Source organism: Ruegeria sp. YTSA226 (genome assembly GCF_059609905.1).
In genome coordinates this window covers 301,186-321,142 of sequence record NZ_JBXWMQ010000003.1, presented here as the reverse complement: position 1 = coordinate 321,142, position 19,957 = coordinate 301,186, and the positions used below count along the sequence as shown (strand labels likewise).

Sequence of the window (19,957 nt, the reverse complement as noted above, 5' to 3'; positions counted from 1 at the left end):
TTCACCTTTCGTGAATCGAGCTGCCGGGGGATTCCGTAATTGAGTCTGGGCAACCCTGATTGTTTTGTTCCGTGCGGTCGGTAATTGGCCGCCACGACCCCGAAGTGGGCAGCGTATTGATCACGTTCAAAACAACTAAAGGTGATTGTGTGCTGGCAAACGGATCCTGTGCGTTTCCGCTCAGGATCCTTGGGTGCGCGTTTCAGTAAGGATTAGGGTTCAACCCGGAACCGGCGGGGTTCCAGCCAGCCGATGACCGGCTTGCGACTTGCGGCATATCCTGCAACCGAACGTTCCAGCCGATCCGCAAGAACGGGCAACCGGCTGACTGGAACCTTCGGGAACAGATGGTGTTCGCGGTGGTAGAACATCAGATAGGCCAGCCGCGCCAGCACCCCGCGCTGACTGCGCGCGGCAACGCCACTGTCATGCGTGCCCTGATGGGTTATCCAGACCGCAAACAGGGCGGCAAGGCATTGGGCTGTGCTCATCGCAGCCACGTGCAGCAGCAGGGTTTGCGATCCGCTCAGCACAGCAGCGGCGATCACGGCAAGCACCAGCCCCCAGTCGATCAGGATGCGGCGACGGGCCTTGACGTTGGCGATCCGCCAGGCCGCACGGTTGATGTCGAAGGGAAACCGGGGTCCGTATACCAAGACCTGCGCCAGAGTCATGTGCCCGCAATTCCCCTCGCAATCGCCCGGACCCATGGCGTGTTTGTGATGCAGCAGGTGGCATTGGCAGAAAGCGTGATTAGAACCCAACATAAACGCGCTGAGCACATGCATCACCAAGGAATCCTGCCGCCGCGACAGCCCCAGATTGCCGTGGATCGCTTCGTGGTTCAGGCGCAGGGCGCACAGAAAGAACAGAAAGCTGGCGATAGCACCAAGTGGCCAGAGGGCAGTGCTGTAGAGCGTCAGAGACAGCAGCAGCCAGGGCAGCGGCAGCATCGGTTCCTTGATCTTGTTCCAGCGGTTCAGGGGAACCAGGTCGGCCCATTGGATGCCTTTCGGGGCGAGTTCGGGCGGGCGTTTGGGCTGGATCATGTCATGCTCCTTCTTGCAACTTTTTCTGAGATTTCTGTATTGAGAGAAATTTGAGGGTAAAATTTTTAGGGCGACTTGTCCCCTTGTCCCTTGGGCAGCAGCCGGGCGATGCGTCCGCCAAGTTTGACGATTGCCAGTTGAACGCGGCGAGGTAGACGGTTCACATCGACATACCAGTCGTCGAACATTTGCATGGTTTCTAGCGTCTCATCAATCCGCTGGCGCACTTTGGGCGAGGTGCCGTCGCTCTGGGCCTCTTGGGCCACGATACGCAGCGCGTCCAGGGTGGGGGCGTATTCCCGCTCGCGGCGGCCTTCGACCACGGCTTTGGTCAGGTCAAACATGTCCCGGATCGAATGAAAGTGATCGCGCCGGTCACCCAGGTTTCGGCTGGCTTTGATCAGCTTCCAGCCTTGCAGTTCCTTCAGCCCGGTCGAGACGTTCGAGCGGGCCAGCCCGAGCGTTTCACAGATCTCATCTGCAGTCATCGGTTCGGGCGAGATGTGCAATAGCGCGTGGATTTGCGCGACCGAGCGGTTCACACCCCACTTGGTACCCATTTCCCCCCAATGGAGGATAAAGTCGCGCATGGATTCAGTAAGGTGCATGATTGCATCCAGTAATTTCTGTAATGACAGAAATTACAGATAGAAATGATTCGATCAAGAACCAATTAACTCAGGCGGATATCAGGTCTTGGACCCGATCCTGGGTTCGGTGCCAGCTTTGATGCGCGAGATATTGGCGGCATGGCGCCAGTACACAAGCAATGTCAGGACGATTCCCAGAATAAACGTCGACCCGTCACTCAAAACCATGACCCAGGTTGTAGACAGGGACGCTGCTGCAAGGGCCCCAAGCGACGAAATCCGCCAGATGGCAGCGGCCACCAGCCAAGTTATGCAGCAGGCAATGCCCACGCCCCAGTCAAGCGCTAGCCAGAGGCCCAGAAAGGTCGCGACACCCTTGCCACCTTTGAAGCCCAACCAGACTGGAAAACAGTGGCCCAGAAACGCGGCCAATGCGGCGACCTGTACGGCGTCTTCCCCGGCCATGGCACGGGCGAGCAAGACGGCAGCGGCCCCTTTCCCGGCGTCAAAGATCAGAGTCAGCGCGGCGGCGGCCTTGTTGCCGGTGCGAAGTACATTGGTCGCCCCAATATTGCCTGACCCGATATCGCGCAGATTTCCCAGTCCCATCACCTTGGCGATGATCATGCCAAAGGGGATCGACCCCATCAGATATCCAATCGCGGCCCAGAGGATCAGCTGGGTCATCGTACTGTCGATCAGGGGCATCAGGGTCTCCGGTAAACTTCTTGGCCTGCTACATAGGTTGCGGTGACCTTACCTTGCATCCTCTGGCCGTCAAATGGCGTATTCTGCGATTTGGATCTAAGCGTGAACCGGTCCAGCACAAATGGCACATCCGGGTCGAACAGAACCAGGTCGGCCGGCGCGCCCTCAGACAGGCGACCGCTGTCCAGACCCAGTCGTTTAGCGGGGTTCAGAGCCATCGCGCGGAACAGAGTCGGCAAGTCCAGTTGATCCGCATGGTAGAGACGCAGCGCGGCAGGCAGCAGTGTTTCCAGCGCCACCGCGCCCGAGGCTGCCTCTTCAAACGGCAGGCGTTTGCTTTCTTCGTCCTGTGGTGTGTGCATGGAACTGATGGTGTCGATCAGACCGGAGCGCACGGCCCCGATCACCGCCTGCCGATCATCTTCCGACCGCAGCGGAGGCTTGACCTTGAAGAAGGTGCGATAGTCGGCCACATCCAACTCGTTCAGCGTCAGATGGTGGATCGAGGTGCCGGCGGTGATGTTCAGCCCGTTGCGCTTGGCCCGTTCCAGCGCGGGCAGGGCGCGGGCGGTGGTGATCTGATCGGCGTGATAGGCCGCACCCGTCATTTCCAGCAGAGCGATGTCGCGGTCCAGCCCCATACGCTCGGCCATTGGGGAAACGGCGGGCAATCCGCGCAAGGCGGCGAACTTGCCGCTGGTGGCGGCGGCGCCAGCGCTCAGCCCCGGTTCCTGAGGGTGGGCGATCACCAGCGCACCGCAGGATTTCGCATAGGTCAGCGCGCGGGTGAACACTTTGGTATCTGCAATGACATGATCACAGTCGGTAAAGGCGACGGCACCGGCATCCAGCAGAAATCCGATCTCGGTCATCTCGCGCCCTTCGCGCCCTTTGGTCAGGGCCGCCATGGGCAGCACGTTGACTGGGGCATCCGCCTGCGCGCGCCGGGTCGCAAATTCCAGCGTTTCCGGCGTGTCCACGGCGGGTAAGGTATCGGGGCGCGTCACGATCGTGGTCACACCCCCTGCCGCCGCTGCCAGTCCTGCGGATTTATAGCTTTCCTTGTGCCGCTCGCCCGGCTCGCAAACCTTGACGCCGAGATCGACTATGCCCGGTGCCAGGCAATGCCCGCCGCAGTCGATGACCTGCGCGTCAATCGACGGGGCCGCACCTTCGCCCTTGGCCACGATACGGCCATCAGCCACATGCACCCATCCCGGTGCGTCCGCGCCAGTTTCGGGGTCGATCAGGCGGGCGTTGGTGAAGATCAGATTGCTCATGCCATGGCCCTTTCAATAGCGGTTTTGGTAGCAGCGGGATCTGCCTGATACTTGATCAGGTGCTTGTCCCCGCCTTTTGTGACGATTTGAACAAAGCTACCCATGGTTTTGACAGCCTCGATCTGGTTCAGCGCCACTTTGCGCGGGCCAGGGCCGGTCAGAGTAGTGTCTGTCATTTCCCACGCGGCCGTCAGCTCTTCTGAGGCCAGATACCACGCACGAATGCCGATTGCAGCTAGGCCCGCTGGCGCGCCGGTCCACACATAGGGATTACCGATCAGCCAAAGAATGATCATGGCCCCTGCCATAGCCGCGGCTGCCATCCACGTGTTGGTGCGGATATAGGCCCCTTTGTCGGGTGGGAAAGTCACAGGATCAGCCATAGGGCACCTCCGATAACCAGAAGGATCAGCAGCACCAGAACCGCAGAGCCCATGCGACGCGGTCTGTCATTTTGCGGTGCGGATTGCGGCGCCGAATACGGTTTCGCGCTTTCCGTCTCAATCCGGCCACCTGCCCAGCTTGTTGCTTCTTCGGTGTAGAGGCCGATCAGGCGCAGCCTGCGGTCGGGGCGCAAAGCGGCTGCACGACCGCGAAATACGGCGCTGCGGACCACCAGAACCCAGCCGTCAATCGCATCCAGCGCTGTGTGGTCCAGCTGATCTGCGGACACGTCGCAGCCCTCGGTCAGATAGCCATAGAGGCCAAGGTCTTCGAGGTCCGAGACGGGAAAGACGTCAACCTGTTCGGGATCCAGCCCCGCTACCCCTAGAATCTGATCGGCGGCTCCGGGTTCGCGCAGAAACTTGGCCTCTTCCGGGCGCATGTCGAGTGCGAACAGGCGGATAACGCCGTGTTCATGGGATGCGACGGCCAGATCGCTCATGCGGCCTCGCGCAGATTGCGGGCCAGCAGTTCCATCGCAGCCATGCGGACGGCGACACCCATCTCAACCTGCTCCTGAATGACCGAGCGGTTGATATCATCGGCTAGCGTTCCGTCAATCTCGACCCCGCGGTTCATTGGGCCGGGATGCATTACAATGGCATCGGGTTTGGCCTGCGCCAGTTTGGCGGCATCCAGCCCGTAGCGATGATAGTATTCACGTTCCGAGGGGATGAACCCGCCATCCATCCGCTCTCTCTGAAGGCGCAGCATCATCACGACATCGACGTCTTGAAGGCCTTCGTTCATATCGTCATAGATCTCGGCTCCAAACTCGGCAAATTGGCTGGGGACCAGCGTTGGTGGGCCGATCAGGCGAATGCGGTTTTCCATCTTGCCGAGCAGGATCAAGTTCGACCGCGCCACGCGGGAATGGGCGACGTCGCCGCAGATCGCGATGTTCAACCGGTGCAGGCGACCCTTGGCGCGGCGAATGGTCAACGCATCCAGCAGCGCCTGTGTCGGGTGCTCATGCCGCCCGTCGCCTGCGTTCAGTACGGCGCAATTCACCTTCTGCGCCAACAGATCAACCGCGCCGGAATGCGGGTGCCGCACCACCAGAAGGTCGGGATGCATTGCGTTCAGCGTCATCGCCGTGTCGATCAGCGTCTCACCCTTTTTGATCGAGCTGGCCTGCATTGCCATATTCATCACATCCGCACCCAGCCGCTTGCCTGCCAGTTCGAAACTGGCCTGAGTACGGGTCGAGTTCTCAAAGAACATGTTGATTTGCGTCAGCCCGGCCAGCACATCCGAGTGCTTGTTCGGTTGCCGGTTCATCTCGACATAGGTCTCGGCCAGATCAAGAATGGCAGTAATATCGGATTGGGACAGGTGCTCGATGCCAAGAAGGTGACGATGGGCGAAACGCATGGGCGGACTCCTGTCTGACAATCGGCCCGCTTATAGAAAGCCGCGCCGCGCAAGGCAACCTTGGGATCAAGGCGTTAGGGCAGTTTCTCGCATCCGCCTTCAGGCAAACACTGCTCGCCGGGTTTGCACCATTTGCCATAGCCGCAGTCGACGGCCTTAACCGGGACACATCCCTGATGGTCCGAGCATTTGAATCCGGGGCGACATTGCGATCCGGTTTTCTCGCACAAGAACCAACCAGGCTGTGCGCATCCTCCGCCTGGCAGGCAGGATGATCCGGCCGCACAGGTCAAGCCGTCGTCACAGGTGATGGGGCTGCCGCTGGTGGCTGAATCCGGGTCGAATTCGGGGGTGTTTCGCTGGCATTCCCCGCGCGCGTTGCAAAAGCTGTCGCCGGGGCAGTCCAGACGCGTGGTGCATGCGTTGGCCCCTTTGGGTGCGCAGCGCAACCCGCCTGCCACGCAGCGCTCGAACGGCCCGCAGCTGCGGCCGCCGCCGCAATAGGTGCCGCCCAGCGGGATGCAATGATTGTCGAAACTGCATCTTTGCCCACCGGAACAGCACCGACTGCCACAGGCGAACTGCCCCGCGCGGCACTGGTCGTTACGGTCAAACAGCTGCGCCGAAACAGGCCCGCTGGCCATGGCCAACAGCGCCCAAATTGAGAGGATTCGAAACAGGATCAGCATGATTGCCCAATGGTCGGTGCGACCGAGCGCGCAATCAAGGCCAATTCGCTTTCCCTCGGTCAAAAGGAGGTTAGATTGAGTGTTATGGAATCGGCTTTGGACTTTCACACAGCGCGGGCTCTGCTGGACTGGCAGATTGAACTGGGCGCGACGGATGCGATCGGGGATATCCCGGTGAACCGCTATACGTTGCCCGACACAGCGCCCAAATCCAAAAAGCCCACAGCGGTACAAACGGCGCCGGAAAAGCCCAAGCCGGTCGATGCGTTGGCGATTGCCGATTCAGTCGCCAAGACTGCTGGATCGCTGGACCAGTTGCGCGCTGCGATGGATGCGTTTGATCATTGCGATTTGAAACGTGGTGCGCGCCATTTGGTGTTTGCCGACGGGACGCCGGGTGCTCGGGTGATGATTATAGGCGAGGCTCCGGGCCGGGATGAAGATCGCGAGGGCAAGCCCTTTGTTGGCCGGGCCGGGCAGTTGCTGGACAGGATGTTGTCCGCGATTGAGCTGAACCGTGCCGAAAACGTCTATATCACCAATGTTCTGCCCTGGCGGCCCCCGCAGAACCGGGATCCCAAGCCCGAAGAGATCGGCATGATGAAGCCGTTTCTGGAGCGCCACGTCGCATTGGCCAAGCCCGAGGTTCTGGTCGTGATGGGCAATATCAGCTGTCAGGCGGTGCTGGGCAAACGCGGTATAACTCGGTTGCGCGGCCAGTGGGATCAGGCTTGGGGGCTGCCGGTCATCCCGATGTTTCACCCTGCTTACTTGCTGCGGCAACCGCCAATGAAACGGCAGGCTTGGGCAGATCTGTTGGAGTTGAAGGCCCGGTTGGAGGGCAAGTGATGCGCATCCTGGCCTTTTCCGACCTGCATATGGCGCGCAGCCGGGCGGTCGAATTGGTTGCCGCCAGCGCCGAGGCGGATCTGGTGATCGGTGCTGGTGATTTCTGCAATATGCGGCAAGGGCTGGATCAGGCGATGGAGATGCTTGCAGGCATTTCGGCCCCTCTGGTCCTAACCCCCGGCAATGCCGAAAGCGTCCAAGAGCTGACAGCGGCTGTGCCCGAAGGTGTCCACGTGCTGCACGGCACCGGGATGACTGTGGACGGGGTGCGCCTGTTTGGTCTGGGATATGGTGTGCCCGTGACGCCTTTTGGCGGTTGGTCCTGCGATCTGACCGAGGCCGAGGCCGCCGAGTTGCTGGATCGGTGCGACGCTGCCGATATTCTGATTACGCATTCTCCGCCCAAAGGGCATGGCGATGTCACGTCGATGGGCGGCGCCGTCGGTTCGGTCGCGGTGCGCGACGCGATCGAGCGGGTGCAGCCGCAGCTTTCTCTGCATGGCCATATCCATGACAGCTGGGGGTATCGCGGGGCAATCGGGCGCACCCAGGTGGCCAATCTGGGGCCCAAACCAAATTGGTTTGAGCTGCATTGATGATCGAAACTGTAACCCTTCTGGCGTTTATCCCGGCCGCGCTCGCTCTGAACCTCACACCCGGAGCTGATATGATGTTCTGCTTTGGGCAGGGCCTGCGCAAAGGCGCACGGCCCGCGCTTGCGGCCAGCGCCGGTATTTCTGCAGGGTCGATGGTGCATGTCCTGCTGGCTGGGCTTGGGTTTGGCGCGGCGGTATCCACGCTGCCCTGGCTGTTTGATGTGATCCGTTGGTTGGGGGTGGCCTATCTGCTGTATCTGGCCTGGCGTTCGATCCAAAACGGTGCCGTGCCGGCCGAGGCACCGGCACATAGCGGGAAACTTGCGTTTCGTGATGGGCTGCTGGTCAATCTCACCAATCCAAAGGTCATCCTGTTCGTGCTGGCCTTCATCCCGCAATTTGTGGACCCGACCTTGGGGCCAATCTTGCCGCAGTTCCTGACCCTTGGCCTTATCATCGCGGTGGGCGGCTTTGTGGTGAACGGGATGGTCGGCATGTTTGCCGGTGGCGCGGGCCGAGTCTTGGTCTCGAACCCGCGTGCCTCGCGTTTCATGGGCTGGGTGACCGGAGGGATTTTTACGGCGCTCGCCATTCGGCTTGCTATTATGGAAAGGGCCTGACGTCATATGTCACGCATCGACGAAAGCAAAAAATTCATTCCAGTTCGGATCGCCGTCCTCACTGTCTCGGATACGCGGACGCTGCCCGAGGACCGATCGGGACAGACTTTGGTGGATCGGATTCAGGCGGCGGGCCATTTGGTCGCGGACCGCAAGATCCTTCCGGATGAGCGCGCCCAGATTGCAGAACAGCTGCGCGTGTGGATCGCAGATCCTGAAATAGATGCCGTCATCTCGACCGGGGGTACCGGCCTGACAGGGCGCGACGTTACAGTCGAGGCGCATCGGGATGTCTACGAGAAGGAAATCGACGCATTCGGTACGGTTTTTACAATCCTGTCGATGCAAAAGATCGGCACCTCTGCCGTCCAGTCGCGCGCCACAGGTGGCGTCGCCGGGGGCACCTATCTGTTTGCATTGCCCGGCAGCCCCGGTGCCTGCAAGGATGCCTGGGATGGAATATTGCTAAAACAGTTCGATTATCGTCACCGGCCCTGCAATTTCGTGGAAATTATGCCCAGATTGGACGAACATCTGCGACGGAAGTAAGCTGGTTACACGTTCAAATGTGTATTACCGCTTTGTGGCTTGGCATTTTTCGGGGCAAAGCTACCTTTTGAAATGCCAGCCTGATGCGAACGGGGTGATAGTAAATGCGCTTTCTGAGGCAGAGCCTTGCCGGAGTTTTCCTGACGTCCTTGACGTTGGCACTCTTGTTTGTGGCGGTTCAGATGATCGCGGGTGCAGTGCAGGATGTTCTGACGCGCGAGGATGCCGCTCCGCAGGCGCGGGAGCGCATTTTTGCGGTTACTGTCCGGAATGCCGAAGTGGAAACCGTAACGCCTCATCTTGAAGCATTTGGTGAGGTGCAAAGCCGCCGCCGCCTGGAACTACGTGCAGCGCTTGGTGGCCGTGTGATAACCTTGTCCGAAGATTTCGAAGATGGCGGTGCTGTCACTGCAGGAGAGGTTCTGGTCGAGCTTGATCCGGCGGATGCACAATCGGCGCTGGATCGCGCCAAGTCGGACCTGCTGGATGCTCAGTTTGAGGAACGCGATGCCGAACGGTCGCTGCTACTGGCGCAGGATGAGCTGAACTCGGCCGAGGCGCAGGCCGAATTGCGGGGCCGTGCCCTGCAGCGTCAAAAAGACTTGAAAAGCCGGGGAGTAGGCGCGGCGGCATCCGTGGAAGAGGCGGAACTGGCCGAGGCATCGGCACAGCAATCTGTTTTGGCCCGTAGGATCGCGCTGGCACAGGCGGAATCGCGCGTCGATCAGGCAACGACTTTGCTGGCCCGTGCCCGTATCGCGCTTGCGGCTGCCGAACGTGATTTGGAAGACATGACCATCCACGCTCGGTTTGGGGGAACATTGACCGACGTGACTTTGGTTGAGGGTCGCCTGGTGTCAGCCAACGAAAAACTGGCCGAATTGGTTGATCCTAAAGCACTTGAGGTGGCCTTTCGCGTCTCGACCGCGCAATTCGTGCGCCTGCTGGATGCTGAAGGGGATCTGATCAATTCCCCGGTCACTGTATCGCTAGAGGTCACAGGAGCAGATCTTGCGGCACAGGGCCGCATAAGCCGCGATAGCGGCTCGGCCGGAGAAGGGCAAACTGGTCGCCTGCTTTATGCCTTGCTCGAGGATACTTCGGGATTCAAGCCTGGTGATTTCGTGACAGTCTCGGTTCAGGAACAGCCGCTTGAGAACGTGGTGCGCCTGCCGTCCTCGGTTCTGGATTCAGCAGGGACGGTTCTGATTCTGGGCAAGGATGACCGGCTTGAGGTTCTACCGGTGCAGTTGATCCGCCGTCAGGGTGATGAGGTGCTGCTGCGCGGGCGGGGGTTGGAAAGTCGCGAGGTTGTCATTGGTCGAACGCCTCTGCTTGGGGCCGGTGTCCGGGTCAGGCCGCTGCGGGATGAGGCCAACGCAGGGGGCCAGACGGATATGGTCGAGCTGTCCGAGGAACAGCGTGCCCAGCTGGTGGCGCAGGTCGAAGCCAGTGATGCATTGCCTCAAGATGTCAAAGCCCGCGTGCTTGGCCAACTGGGCGAAGCCAAGGTTCCCGCGTCGTTGGTGCGCAGCATCGAAAACCGAGCCGGAGGTTAGGCGCGATGATGCGCGAAATTCCCGGCGCGGCTGGGGGGATACTCAGCTATTTCACGCGCCACAGGACGGTCGCCAACCTGCTGCTGCTAGTTATGCTGGTGCTGGGCGCGGCGGCCATCCCGAATATGCGGGCGCAGTTCTTTCCCGATGTGATCCTTGAACGGGTGGATGTCAGCGTTAGCTGGGATGGAGCTGGTCCTGAAGATGTCGATAATGGCATCGTTCAGTTGTTGGAGCCGGCCCTTCTGGCCGTTGAAGGCGTGTCCAGCACCTCTTCGACTTCGCGCGAGGGCACAGCCCAGATCCGGATGGAGTTCGAGCCGAACTGGGATATGTCTCGCGCGGTCGAAGAGGTCAGAACAGCGGTCGACAGTGTCACCAACCTGCCAGACGACGCTGATGAGCCGACCATCCGACGCGGTGCCTGGCGCGATCGCGTCACGGATGTTGTCGTCACCGGCCCTGTCGATCCTGAACAGCTGGCCAAGTTCACCGATGAGCTGATCAACCGTTTGTTCGCTGTTGGCGTGACCCGCACCACGATCCGGGGCCTCGCCGCGCCGCGCGTTGTAGTCGAGGTGCCCACAGCACAGCTGATCGCCAACGACATCACCCTATCCGAGATCGCCATAGCCATCGCTGCCGAGGTCAACGCCAATCCGGCAGGGGATGTGACAGGGGCCAATGCGCGCATTCGCACCGGCACCGAAAAGCGCAGCCCGGAAGAGATCGAAGGGATTACGCTGCGCAATTTCACCGATGGCTCAAAGCTGTTGATCGGTGATGTGGCGCAGATCCGGATCGAGGGGGTTACCCGAAACCGCAGCTATTTTGTTGGCAAGAACCCGGCAATGTCCGTCCGTGTGGACCGGTCAAATCTGGGCGACGCGATAGAAATTCAACACACGGTCGAAGATGTCGTCTCGCAGATGCAAGCCAGCCTGCCCGAGGGCGTAAAGGCCGAGCTGATCCGGACACGGGCGCAAGCGATCACCGACCGGCTGGATATTCTGGTCGATAACGGGCTGGTTGGGCTGGGTCTTGTGGTCTGCCTTCTGTTTCTGTTTCTGAATGCGCGGATTGCCTTTTGGGTTGCCGCGGGTATCCCGGTGGCAATGTCGGCGGCGATTGCGTTCATGTATATCGGTGGCCTGTCGATCAACATGGTTTCGTTGTTCGGCTTGATTATCACTCTGGGTATCGTCGTGGATGACGCCATCGTTGTGGGTGAACATGCCGATTTTCGCGCGCGACGGCTGGGTGAGCCACCAATGGTGGCCGCCGAACGCGCCGCACGTCGCATGGCGATGCCGGTCTTTGCTGCGACGCTGACCACGGTTATTGCCTTTTTTGGCCTGACTGCGATTGGTGGACGTTTCGGAGAGTTAATCCGCGATATCCCCTTCACGGTGATAGCGGTATTGATCGCCTCGCTGATCGAATGCTTTCTGATCCTGCCCAACCATATGGCCCACGCGATTGCGCACTCTGCCAAGGAACATTGGTATGATCTGCCGAACCGTGTGGTTAACAAGGGGTTTCGCTGGGTGCGCGATACGCTGTTCCGACCGCTGATCGCCTGGGTAATCTGGGCACGCTATGTGGTGGTGTCGGCGATGATCGTCATTCTGGCCAGCCAGATTTCCCTGTTCATCCGCGGGGACGTGAACTGGCGGTTCTTCAATGCGCCCGAGCGTGGATCGGTTACAGGCAATTTTATCATGGCCGAGGGCGCAGGCCGCGCGGATACGTTGGCCATGATGCACCAACTACAGGCCTCGGTAGAGGCGCTTGGCCAACGCTATGAAGAGCGGCACGGGCGCAACCCCATTGATTACGTGCTGGCCGAGATCGGGGGATCCGCGGGCCGTGCACTTTCGGCAGCGGATGGCAAGGACACGGATTTGCTGGGCGGGATTTCGATCGAGTTGATAGATGCCGACCTGCGCCCCTATTCGAGCTTCGAGTTTGTCGGAGAGTTGCAGGAAATGGCGCCAAGCCATCCCAAACTTGAGCTGCTCAGCTTCAGGGGCTGGCGGTCTGGTCCGGGAGGAGATGCGATTGACGTGCAGCTCTACGGCGCCGATGTGAACACGCTTAAAACGGCTTCCGAGGACTTGCAGGTCGCGCTTTCGAAATACCCTGAGGTTTCAGCGCTGGAAGACAATCTGGCCTATGACAAGGAAGAATACATTTTGGATCTGACCGCGCAGGGACAGGCGCTGGGCTTTCGGATCGAAACATTGGGCCGGGTGCTGCGGGACCGTCTGAACGGGATCGAGGCCGCGACCTTCCCGGATGGCCCGCGCAGTGCCGAGATCCGGGTTGAATTGCCTGAAGGAGAACTGACCGCCGATTTCCTGGAACGCACACTGATGCGCACGCCCGATGGAGTCTATGTCCCGTTGGCCGATATCGTTTCGGTTCAGCGCAAATCCGGATTCTCGACCGTGCGGCGGGAAAACGGACTGCGGGTGATTTCGGTCTATGGCGATATCTCCGAGGATGATCCAACACGCGCGGCCGAGATTGCCCGTGCGATGAGCGAGGAAATTCTGCCCAATATCGCAGCCACACGTCAGGTCGAGTGGACCATGGCAGGTCTGAGCGAGCAGGAAGAAGAGTTTCTGTCCGAAGCCCGTACCGGTCTGATCCTGTGCCTGACGGGCATCTATCTGGTGCTGGCCTGGGTCTTTGCCAGTTGGACCCGACCATTGGTGGTGATGGCGATCATTCCGTTTGGTTTGGTCGGAACCATTTGGGGTCATTATATCTGGGAGGTCCCGCTCAGCATGTTCACGGTCGTTGGCCTGCTTGGGATGACCGGAATCATCATCAACGACTCGATTGTTCTGGTGACGACGATTGACGAGTATCAGCAGACTCGTGGGCTGATGCCCTCCATCGTCGAGGGGACATCGGACAGATTGCGGCCAGTAATGCTTACGACGCTGACCACGGTTCTGGGCCTGACCCCGCTATTGTACGAAGGATCGCAGCAGGCACAGTTCCTCAAACCGACCGTGATCACGCTGGTCTATGGGTTGGCGTTTGGTATGGTGCTGGTATTGCTGCTCGTTCCTGCCCTGCTGGGGATCCTGAACGATCTGTCGCGGCCAATGACGGCCATGCGTCGCGCAATTCGGGCGCCGGATCGTGTGGTGCAGGGGGCGCTTGTTGTCACCGGGTTTGCCTTGATGCTCTGGTTTGCGTTGACGATGATCTGGCCTGCGGTGACCGGGTCTCCACCGGGCCTTGTTTCGGGGCTTTATGCCGGGCCAGAGGGCCCCTCAATCCTGCGGATGGGGTTAGGAGCTTTTACTGCCGGCGCCACGGTGATTCTGGTGGTGAGCATTGTTTTGTCGGGCCTGTTGTACGCCCGTCTCAAAGGACGCACCGCCTAGCCCTGACGTAGTGCGGTTTCCAGCAGGTTTGAGACCCGGTCGCTCATGGGCAGTGCGCCTTGTCGGATCAAGTCCAGTGGAAACCAGCGTGCATCCATTGCGTCATCCCCCGCAACCGGTTGCCCGGTCTGATACCGGCAGGCCACGCCAACCAACAGGTAATGAGACAGAACAGCGCCCAGGGCGTCGCGGCGTAAAAGGTCTAGATTATCCAGATAACGCAACGGTTCAGCGATGACCGAAGTTTCTTCGCGCAGTTCCCGCTGTGCTGCCTGCAGGACGGTTTCGCCCCATTCCACATGGCCGCCGGGAAAGCCCCATAGCCCCTTATCCGGTTGCTTGCTGCGCTGAACCAGAAGGACGTGCCCGTCATGAATGACGACCGCAAGCGCACCGATTTTCGGAGTTTGCATCATGGGGTCAGCCAGCGCTGCACCCCAGAATGTCCACCGCGTGATTGGCACCCAGAACAGTGATCCGGATCTTTGAGCGATCCAGCGCAAACGGACCGCCCGAGGCGTTGATCACCTCGGATGTGGCGACCAGAGTACCGCCCTGCCGTTTGGCGTCGGTTTGCGAGGCCCACAGCTCGGGGTTGCCGGGTTCGATCACGGCGATCTCGCGGCCACCTGCGGATGGCATGGTGACGCGCGCCTCGATCTGCATTCCGTCAGATGTCGGGGTCAGGTGGCACCGCGCGTTGGCGACCCGGGCTTCTTTGGCGGAATAGGGACGCTTGGCCAGTGCCGCCGCGATCGTCGGGTTGCGCTCTGCCTCAGCGTTCAGGGTATGATCGAAGCCCAAACGTTCCGGGATGCAGACGTCTTTGCAGACCCCCAGATCCACCGTGCCTTTCAGCCGCACGGGTTTGGCCGGGTTCTTCGGCGAAATCTCGACCGGCAGGACCATTTGATTTTCGTATCCAATCGACTGCAGGCCATTCTGGTCAAAAACATCCGGCGCGGGCCATGTGATCGACACGCTGCCGACATTGGTTGATCTTTTCCAGTCGAACTGTGGCGGAATACCCGCATCGCCCGGCGCCCGCCAATAGGTCTTCCAGCCGTCCTGCAGGGTCACCCGCAGCGCCCCAAGATAGGCTCCATTTGCTGTGCGCCCGCCGTCCAGGATATCCAATTCGGCCACCGAGCCGACCACTTGTGCAGATGCCGGTCCAATCGCGCCAACGGTCACGGCAAGGGCGGCTGCCAGAAATGTCTTGTGAATGTTCATACCCTATAAATGCGTGGTCTCGAGGCGAATTCCAAGTCACGTTCGGGTCACTCGAATGAAATCTAGCGAAATCGCCGCTCGTCCCTTGCCAATACCGGGACTGCGGGGGCATTGTTGATGGGAGCTCAGCAAGAGATGTCGTCTTATGGATCTGACCGGTAAACTGTTGATTGCGATGCCTGGGATGGGCGATCCGCGTTTCGATCATTCGGTTGTCTATATTTGCAGCCATGGCGACGATGGCGCGATGGGTCTGATCATCAACAAACCTTCGGATTTACGCATAAAGACGCTGCTGGGTCAGTTGAACATCGCTTGCCGTATCCCGATCGTGGGTGAGCGCCTGGTGCATTTCGGCGGCCCGGTCGAGATGTCGCGCGGATTCGTCCTGCACAGCGCCGATTATGACGCGAACCTCCATTCCCTGCAGATTTCGGACGATTTCAGCATGACTGCAACGTTGGACGTGCTTGAAGACCTGGCCTCGGGGCAAGGGCCGCTGAATTCTATGCTGACGCTAGGGTATTCAGGCTGGGGACCCGGGCAGCTTGAGGATGAGATCGCGATGAACGGATGGCTCACAACCGAGGCGGATTCGAAGCTGGTGTTCGATGTCCCCGATGATCAGAAATGGGAGGCGGCGCTGGCAACGCTGGGCGTCGATCCTCTGACTTTGTCGGCCAGCGCAGGGCGCGCCTGATCAACTGTCACGTGGCGCTGCGGCCCGGCGCAACCGGTCGTTGATAGCGGCACCCAATCCGTGGTCCGGAATAGGGGACACGGCAATCGGGCGTCCGGTGCTGTTGAGCTTGTGCAAAGCCGCAAACAGATTGGCCGCCGCCTCGGTCAGGTTGCCATCAGCGGACAGGTTCAGGTCGCATTTGACCGGTCCAAATCCCAAGAGAATCTCGTCACCATGTGTAGTCTGCGCGTGCAACCGGACCGCCACGTCCGGGGCGTAATGCGACAGCATCTGTCCGGGTGCTGTTAGCGTGTCGCCCGATTGATGCAGATGCAATGCCGAGCCAAGAGCTGCCTCGATCTGGTCCAAAGCCACCCCTCCGGGGCGTAGCAGAGCAGGTTCTCCAGCGAGGCCGACAATGGTGGATTCCAGTCCGACACCACAGGGACCGTCATCCAGAATGGCAGCGATGCGCCCGTCCAGACCGGCGCGGACATGCGCGGCTGTTGTCGGGCTGATCTGTCCCGAAGGGTTGGCCGAGGGCGCAGCGACCGGCCCGTCGAACATCTCGAGAATAGCCCGGGCAGAAGGATGCGCAGGCACCCGAACCGCCAATGTATCCAGCCCGGCAGTGACAAGCGATGATACACCGTGCCCTTCCCGCAGCGGCAGAACCAGAGTCAGCGGGCCGGGCCAGAACGCCTGTGCCAACGCCTCGGCCTGATCTGACCATTCAACAAACCTGCGCGCGGACTCTACCGATGCGACATGCGCAATCAGAGGGTTGAAACTGGGTCGGCCCTTGGCGGCATAGATGCTGGCGACAGCCTCTCCGTTGCGGGCATCCCCACCCAGCCCATAGACCGTTTCAGTCGGGAAAGCGACCAGCTGTCCCTGCCTCAGAAGATCCGCAGCCTGAGCAATTCCCGCCGGGTCGGCTGACAGTTCGAGTGTAGTGTTAGAGATCATTGTGAGTGACGCCGCGTTTTGATTGCTTGTAGCATAAGGATGGGTACGTAATCGTTCAAACCCAGATGAATAACGGCGAGTCAGCGGATTTCCAACCCCGGCGTCGCGGACCGTTCAAGACAGCCCCGAGGTAATATTATGCCCTATCGCGCACCAGTTGCAGATTACGAATTTCTGTTCCGCCATGCGGTTGATTTTGATCGTATTGCAGCGACCGACAAGTTCGCGGAAGCAAGCGAAGACGTCGTCAGCGCCATCCTGACCGAGGCTGGAAAACTCTGCGAAGAGGTCATGGCGCCGCTTCAGCGGAACGGAGACCTAGAGCCCGCGCGTCTGGAAAACGGCGTGTTGCGTACCTCGCCAGGATTTAGCGACGGTTGGAACGCTATAGCTGAGGGGGGCTGGATCGGCATGAGCGCTGATCCCGAATATGGCGGTATGGGGCTGCCGATGACCTTGACCACTGCCGTCAACGAGATGATGTCTGCGGCCTGCCTGTCACTGCAACTGGCGCCGCTGATGACGCAGGGCCAGATCGAAGCACTGGAGCACCACGCAAGTGATGAGCTGAAGAACCTGTACCTGCCCAAAATGATCGCTGGTGAATGGTCGGGCACGATGAACCTGACCGAGCCGCAGGCGGGATCGGATGTGGGTGCGCTGACGTCGAAGGCAGAACCGAATGGAGATGGCACTTATTCGGTGTCTGGTCAGAAGATCTTCATTTCCTGGGGTGACAACGATTTTGCTGAAAACGTGTGCCATCTGGTGTTGGCACGCCTGCCCGATGCAGTTCCCGGAACCAAGGGAATATCGCTGTTTCTGGTCCCCAAGCACCTGCCGGACGAGAATGGCAATCCAGGTGTGGCAAATGACCTGAAAGTGGTTTCGCTCGAGCACAAGATGGGCCTGCATGGTTCGCCAACTTGCGTGATGCAGTATGATGGCGCCAAAGGTTGGCTTGTGGGTAAGGAACATGGCGGAATGGCTGCGATGTTCACCATGATGAACAACGCGCGACTGGGCGTCGGCGGACAGGGTATCGGTGCCGCCGAAGGCGCCTATCAGCAGGCCCTAGAATATGCGCTTGAGCGGAAACAAGGCAAGACACCTTCGGGCACAATCCTCGATCACGCCGATGTACGCCGGATGCTGATGAGCATGCGTGCGGATACTTTTGCTGCGCGTGCGATCATGCTTGCAAACGCAGCCGCGATTGATATGGCCAATGCAACAGGCGACGCAGACTGGGTTTCGCGCGCGGCCTTGTTGACGCCGATCAACAAGGCCTTCGGTACCGAAACCGGTATGCGGGTTTCGGAAGAAGGCGTGCAGGTCCATGGCGGTATGGGCTTTATCGAGGAAACCGGCGCGGCACAGTTCTATCGCGACGTCCGTGTGACCGCGATTTACGAGGGCACCAACGGCATTCAGGCCATGGACCTTGTCGCACGCAAGATGATGGATGGCGGCGAAGCGGCGTCCCGTTTGCTGGACGAAATCGAGGATCACGCCGAACGTGCGCGTGGGTCGATGCCGGAACTGGCGGGTCCTGTCTGGGAGGCCACGGAAAGCCTGCGTGAAACGACCGAGTGGCTGATATCGCAGTCCGACATGAACACGCGATTTGCCGGCGCCGTGCCCTATCTGAAGGCATTCGCCCGCGTTCTGGGCGGTCACTATCACCTCAAGGCGGCCCTGGCCGAGCCAAACGGCACCCGTTTCAAGCTGGCACGCTTTTATATCAATGCGCTGTTGCCTGAGTTTTCGGGGCTTTTGGTTCAGGCGCAGAACGGTGCAGATGACGTCTTTGCTCTCAGCGCCGAGGAAATGGTAGCTGCCTGATGGACGGTGATACACATTTGACGATCCGCTATCCTTGGCCCGAGGCTCCGGCCCTGGGCGAGGCCGTTGAAATTGCCGAAGGCGTGCTTTGGATGCGGTTGCCGCTGCCTATGGCGCTGGATCACGTCAATATCTATGCGCTGGATGATGGCGACGGATGGACGGTGATCGACACTGGCATGTCCTCGAACAAGACGCGCCGTATTTGGGCGGACCTGATGGCGGGACCGCTGGGGGGAAAACCCGTGACGCGCGTGGTGGTGACCCATCACCATCCCGATCACGTTGGCAATGCTGGTTGGTTTCAATCTGAACACGGGGCCGAGCTGGTCACGTCGCGTACTGCATGGCTGTTTGCACGGATGCTGACTCTGGATGTGCAGGAAAACTGGCCGCAGGAAACGCTGGATTACTACCGAAGCGCCGGGATGGATGCCGATTTCCTTGCCAAAAGGATGACAGAACGGCCCTTCAATTTCTGCGACACGGTCTATCCGATGCCGCTGGGCTTTACCCGGATCAAACAGGGCAGCGTCATTCGTATGGGTGGGCGCGACTGGGATGTTCATATGGGCAATGGCCACGCTCCCGAACATGCAACTTTTTGGAGCCGTGACGATAATCTTGTGATCACGGGTGACCAGGTTCTCAGCTCGATCAGCCCCAATCTGGGCGTCTATGTTACCGAGCCCATGGCGGATCCAGTGGCGGAGTGGATGGAAGCCTGCGAGCGCCTGCAGGACCTGGCGCGCCCGGATCATATGGCGCTGGGCGGGCACAAACTGCCCTTTACCGGCCTGCCGGTCAGGATGAGGCAGTTGATCGACAACCACCACAGCGCGCTGGACCGTCTGCAGAATTATCTGGACCAGCCCAAAACCGCTGCTGAGTGCTTTGTGCCCTTGTTCAAACGCCAGATCGGTGAAGGAGAGTATGGGCTTGCTCTGGTCGAAGCAGTTGCACATCTGAACCATCTCTACCACATTGGTGCTGTTACCCGAACGCGGCACGCGGACGGGGCGTGGGAGTTTCAGCGCAAAGGGTAGAAGGCATGGACAAGATCGAAACCTCAGCCGAGGCAGCGGAATCAGCAGCATTGCCCCGATGTTACGAGGTGCATGCCAACCCGGATGCGAAATCCGGCGCCAAGGACCTGCCCGGCCAGTTGCAAAAGCCCGTAGCCACCAAAAGCTCGGCGCAATGGGCCTATGAACGGTTGATCCTGTATATCCAGAATTTCGAGAATACGCTGGATGCGGATCATGAGGTCGCCATGGGATTTACTGGCGGTGATGCCGGGGTAATGCGGATCGAAGGAATGGGCTATTTCGACCCTGATATCATCACTTTTTACGGCGCAGATGGGTCCGGGGCGCGAACCCAACTCGTGCAGCATGTCAGCCAGTTGAATGTAATGCTGCGAGCGCTGCCCAAATCGGTCGAGGATAAGCCCGCCAATCGCATCGGATTCCGACTGGCGGCTGATCTGGAAGAAAACTGATAGCCTGACTTGCAAT

Annotated in this window: 21 protein-coding genes; 10 read left to right on the top strand and 11 right to left on the bottom strand. The window is 59.8% G+C overall.

The window, feature by feature from the left end; genetic code table 11:
• Positions 1-212: 212 nt before the first annotated feature.
• The 8 genes from AC2FFF_RS06600 to AC2FFF_RS06565 all read right to left on the bottom strand — a co-directional run bounded on the left by AC2FFF_RS06600 (position 213) and on the right by AC2FFF_RS06565 (position 6,134).
• The gene (locus AC2FFF_RS06600) at positions 213-1,049 is read right to left on the bottom strand and encodes a fatty acid desaturase (RefSeq protein WP_281972590.1); all 837 of its coding nucleotides are present in this window, start codon (positions 1,047-1,049) and stop codon (positions 213-215) included.
• 65 nt (positions 1,050-1,114) lie between these two features.
• On the bottom strand, positions 1,115-1,657 hold the full coding sequence (locus AC2FFF_RS06595) for a GbsR/MarR family transcriptional regulator (protein WP_281972589.1): 543 nt from the start codon (positions 1,655-1,657) through the stop codon (positions 1,115-1,117).
• 81 nt (positions 1,658-1,738) lie between these two features.
• Positions 1,739-2,347: a glycerol-3-phosphate 1-O-acyltransferase PlsY gene (gene plsY, locus AC2FFF_RS06590; protein ID WP_142635346.1), complete on the bottom strand. Its 609-nt coding sequence runs from the start codon at positions 2,345-2,347 to the stop codon at positions 1,739-1,741.
• On the bottom strand, positions 2,347-3,627 hold the full coding sequence (pyrC, locus tag AC2FFF_RS06585) for a dihydroorotase (protein ID WP_281972588.1): 1,281 nt from the start codon (positions 3,625-3,627) through the stop codon (positions 2,347-2,349). Before pyrC ends, plsY begins: the two co-directional genes overlap by 1 nt.
• On the bottom strand, positions 3,624-4,010 hold the full coding sequence (locus tag AC2FFF_RS06580; protein WP_142635350.1) for a hypothetical protein: 387 nt from the start codon (positions 4,008-4,010) through the stop codon (positions 3,624-3,626). The genes pyrC and AC2FFF_RS06580 overlap by 4 nt, the downstream gene beginning before the upstream one ends.
• Positions 3,995-4,513: a hypothetical protein gene (locus AC2FFF_RS06575; RefSeq protein WP_496882892.1), complete on the bottom strand. Its 519-nt coding sequence runs from the start codon at positions 4,511-4,513 to the stop codon at positions 3,995-3,997. The genes AC2FFF_RS06580 and AC2FFF_RS06575 overlap by 16 nt, the downstream gene beginning before the upstream one ends.
• Positions 4,510-5,445, bottom strand: coding sequence for an aspartate carbamoyltransferase catalytic subunit (locus AC2FFF_RS06570; RefSeq protein ID WP_142635354.1), 936 nt, complete (start codon positions 5,443-5,445; stop codon positions 4,510-4,512). The genes AC2FFF_RS06575 and AC2FFF_RS06570 overlap by 4 nt, the downstream gene beginning before the upstream one ends.
• A 74-nt stretch (positions 5,446-5,519) precedes the next feature.
• Positions 5,520-6,134, bottom strand: a complete 615-nt coding sequence (locus tag AC2FFF_RS06565; RefSeq protein WP_142635943.1) for a scavenger receptor class F, member 2 — start codon at positions 6,132-6,134, stop codon at positions 5,520-5,522.
• Positions 6,135-6,218: 84 nt separating this feature from the next.
• Between AC2FFF_RS06565 and AC2FFF_RS06560 the strand changes: the two genes are divergently transcribed.
• The 6 genes from AC2FFF_RS06560 (at position 6,219) to AC2FFF_RS06535 (ending at position 13,711) form a co-directional block, all read left to right on the top strand.
• A complete protein-coding gene (locus AC2FFF_RS06560) occupies positions 6,219-6,983 on the top strand; it encodes a uracil-DNA glycosylase (RefSeq protein WP_281995292.1) in 765 nt (254 codons plus the stop codon).
• Positions 6,983-7,579 carry a metallophosphoesterase family protein gene (locus AC2FFF_RS06555; protein WP_496750605.1) on the top strand — a complete coding sequence of 199 codons (597 nt, stop codon included), beginning with the start codon at positions 6,983-6,985 and terminating at the stop codon, positions 7,577-7,579. The genes AC2FFF_RS06560 and AC2FFF_RS06555 overlap by 1 nt, the downstream gene beginning before the upstream one ends.
• On the top strand, positions 7,579-8,199 hold the full coding sequence (locus AC2FFF_RS06550) for a LysE family translocator (protein WP_281995253.1): 621 nt from the start codon (positions 7,579-7,581) through the stop codon (positions 8,197-8,199). The genes AC2FFF_RS06555 and AC2FFF_RS06550 overlap by 1 nt, the downstream gene beginning before the upstream one ends.
• A gap of 6 nt (positions 8,200-8,205) precedes the next feature.
• On the top strand, positions 8,206-8,748 hold the full coding sequence (gene moaB / locus AC2FFF_RS06545) for a molybdenum cofactor biosynthesis protein B (protein ID WP_281995252.1): 543 nt from the start codon (positions 8,206-8,208) through the stop codon (positions 8,746-8,748).
• A 104-nt stretch (positions 8,749-8,852) separates the two neighbouring features.
• On the top strand, positions 8,853-10,307 hold the full coding sequence (locus tag AC2FFF_RS06540; protein ID WP_282021656.1) for an efflux RND transporter periplasmic adaptor subunit: 1,455 nt from the start codon (positions 8,853-8,855) through the stop codon (positions 10,305-10,307).
• A 5-nt stretch (positions 10,308-10,312) separates the two neighbouring features.
• Positions 10,313-13,711: an efflux RND transporter permease subunit gene (locus AC2FFF_RS06535; RefSeq protein WP_271948515.1), complete on the top strand. Its 3,399-nt coding sequence runs from the start codon at positions 10,313-10,315 to the stop codon at positions 13,709-13,711.
• Here the strand turns inward: AC2FFF_RS06535 and AC2FFF_RS06530 are convergent.
• Together AC2FFF_RS06530 and AC2FFF_RS06525 are read right to left on the bottom strand one after the other, a co-directional pair.
• Complete coding sequence (locus AC2FFF_RS06530) at positions 13,708-14,124, bottom strand: NUDIX hydrolase (protein WP_345741806.1); 417 nt, start codon at positions 14,122-14,124, stop codon at positions 13,708-13,710. The two genes, AC2FFF_RS06535 and AC2FFF_RS06530, sit on opposite strands and share 4 nt — an antisense overlap.
• A 7-nt stretch (positions 14,125-14,131) precedes the next feature.
• Positions 14,132-14,944 carry a protein-disulfide reductase DsbD domain-containing protein gene (locus AC2FFF_RS06525; protein WP_281972581.1) on the bottom strand — a complete coding sequence of 271 codons (813 nt, stop codon included), beginning with the start codon at positions 14,942-14,944 and terminating at the stop codon, positions 14,132-14,134.
• A 145-nt stretch (positions 14,945-15,089) separates the two neighbouring features.
• On the opposite strand from AC2FFF_RS06525, the gene AC2FFF_RS06520 reads away from it, so the two are divergent.
• A complete protein-coding gene (locus AC2FFF_RS06520) occupies positions 15,090-15,644 on the top strand; it encodes a YqgE/AlgH family protein (RefSeq protein WP_142635367.1) in 555 nt (184 codons plus the stop codon).
• Here AC2FFF_RS06520 and AC2FFF_RS06515 read toward each other — a convergent pair whose 3' ends face one another.
• Positions 15,645-16,595, bottom strand: a complete 951-nt coding sequence (locus tag AC2FFF_RS06515; protein ID WP_281972580.1) for an L-threonylcarbamoyladenylate synthase — start codon at positions 16,593-16,595, stop codon at positions 15,645-15,647. It lies immediately after the preceding gene.
• 138 nt (positions 16,596-16,733) lie between these two features.
• On the opposite strand from AC2FFF_RS06515, the gene AC2FFF_RS06510 reads away from it, so the two are divergent.
• From AC2FFF_RS06510 to AC2FFF_RS06500, 3 genes are read left to right on the top strand one after another with little or no spacing between them, the layout of a single operon-like run.
• Complete coding sequence (locus tag AC2FFF_RS06510) at positions 16,734-18,440, top strand: acyl-CoA dehydrogenase (RefSeq protein ID WP_281972579.1); 1,707 nt, start codon at positions 16,734-16,736, stop codon at positions 18,438-18,440.
• Entirely contained in the window at positions 18,440-19,486 is a 1,047-nt protein-coding gene (locus AC2FFF_RS06505; RefSeq protein WP_281972578.1) for an MBL fold metallo-hydrolase, read from the top strand. The genes AC2FFF_RS06510 and AC2FFF_RS06505 overlap by 1 nt, the downstream gene beginning before the upstream one ends.
• 5 nt (positions 19,487-19,491) lie before the next feature.
• Positions 19,492-19,941, top strand: a complete 450-nt coding sequence (locus tag AC2FFF_RS06500) for a DUF6173 family protein (protein WP_142635374.1) — start codon at positions 19,492-19,494, stop codon at positions 19,939-19,941.
• Positions 19,942-19,957 lie beyond the last annotated feature (16 nt).

Coding starts and splice junctions, on each gene's coding strand:
- AC2FFF_RS06600 (WP_281972590.1), bottom strand. CDS start 1,049: ATGATCCAGCCCAAACGCCCGCCCGAACTCGCCCCGAAAGGCATCCAA.
- AC2FFF_RS06595 (WP_281972589.1), bottom strand. CDS start 1,657: ATGCACCTTACTGAATCCATGCGCGACTTTATCCTCCATTGGGGGGAA.
- plsY (WP_142635346.1), bottom strand. CDS start 2,347: ATGCCCCTGATCGACAGTACGATGACCCAGCTGATCCTCTGGGCCGCG.
- pyrC (WP_281972588.1), bottom strand. CDS start 3,627: ATGAGCAATCTGATCTTCACCAACGCCCGCCTGATCGACCCCGAAACT.
- AC2FFF_RS06580 (WP_142635350.1), bottom strand. CDS start 4,010: ATGGCTGATCCTGTGACTTTCCCACCCGACAAAGGGGCCTATATCCGC.
- AC2FFF_RS06575 (WP_496882892.1), bottom strand. CDS start 4,513: ATGAGCGATCTGGCCGTCGCATCCCATGAACACGGCGTTATCCGCCTG.
- AC2FFF_RS06570 (WP_142635354.1), bottom strand. CDS start 5,445: ATGCGTTTCGCCCATCGTCACCTTCTTGGCATCGAGCACCTGTCCCAA.
- AC2FFF_RS06565 (WP_142635943.1), bottom strand. CDS start 6,134: ATGCTGATCCTGTTTCGAATCCTCTCAATTTGGGCGCTGTTGGCCATG.
- AC2FFF_RS06560 (WP_281995292.1), top strand. CDS start 6,219: ATGGAATCGGCTTTGGACTTTCACACAGCGCGGGCTCTGCTGGACTGG.
- AC2FFF_RS06555 (WP_496750605.1), top strand. CDS start 6,983: ATGCGCATCCTGGCCTTTTCCGACCTGCATATGGCGCGCAGCCGGGCG.
- AC2FFF_RS06550 (WP_281995253.1), top strand. CDS start 7,579: ATGATCGAAACTGTAACCCTTCTGGCGTTTATCCCGGCCGCGCTCGCT.
- moaB (WP_281995252.1), top strand. CDS start 8,206: ATGTCACGCATCGACGAAAGCAAAAAATTCATTCCAGTTCGGATCGCC.
- AC2FFF_RS06540 (WP_282021656.1), top strand. CDS start 8,853: ATGCGCTTTCTGAGGCAGAGCCTTGCCGGAGTTTTCCTGACGTCCTTG.
- AC2FFF_RS06535 (WP_271948515.1), top strand. CDS start 10,313: ATGATGCGCGAAATTCCCGGCGCGGCTGGGGGGATACTCAGCTATTTC.
- AC2FFF_RS06530 (WP_345741806.1), bottom strand. CDS start 14,124: ATGCAAACTCCGAAAATCGGTGCGCTTGCGGTCGTCATTCATGACGGG.
- AC2FFF_RS06525 (WP_281972581.1), bottom strand. CDS start 14,944: ATGAACATTCACAAGACATTTCTGGCAGCCGCCCTTGCCGTGACCGTT.
- AC2FFF_RS06520 (WP_142635367.1), top strand. CDS start 15,090: ATGGATCTGACCGGTAAACTGTTGATTGCGATGCCTGGGATGGGCGAT.
- AC2FFF_RS06515 (WP_281972580.1), bottom strand. CDS start 16,595: ATGATCTCTAACACTACACTCGAACTGTCAGCCGACCCGGCGGGAATT.
- AC2FFF_RS06510 (WP_281972579.1), top strand. CDS start 16,734: ATGCCCTATCGCGCACCAGTTGCAGATTACGAATTTCTGTTCCGCCAT.
- AC2FFF_RS06505 (WP_281972578.1), top strand. CDS start 18,440: ATGGACGGTGATACACATTTGACGATCCGCTATCCTTGGCCCGAGGCT.
- AC2FFF_RS06500 (WP_142635374.1), top strand. CDS start 19,492: ATGGACAAGATCGAAACCTCAGCCGAGGCAGCGGAATCAGCAGCATTG.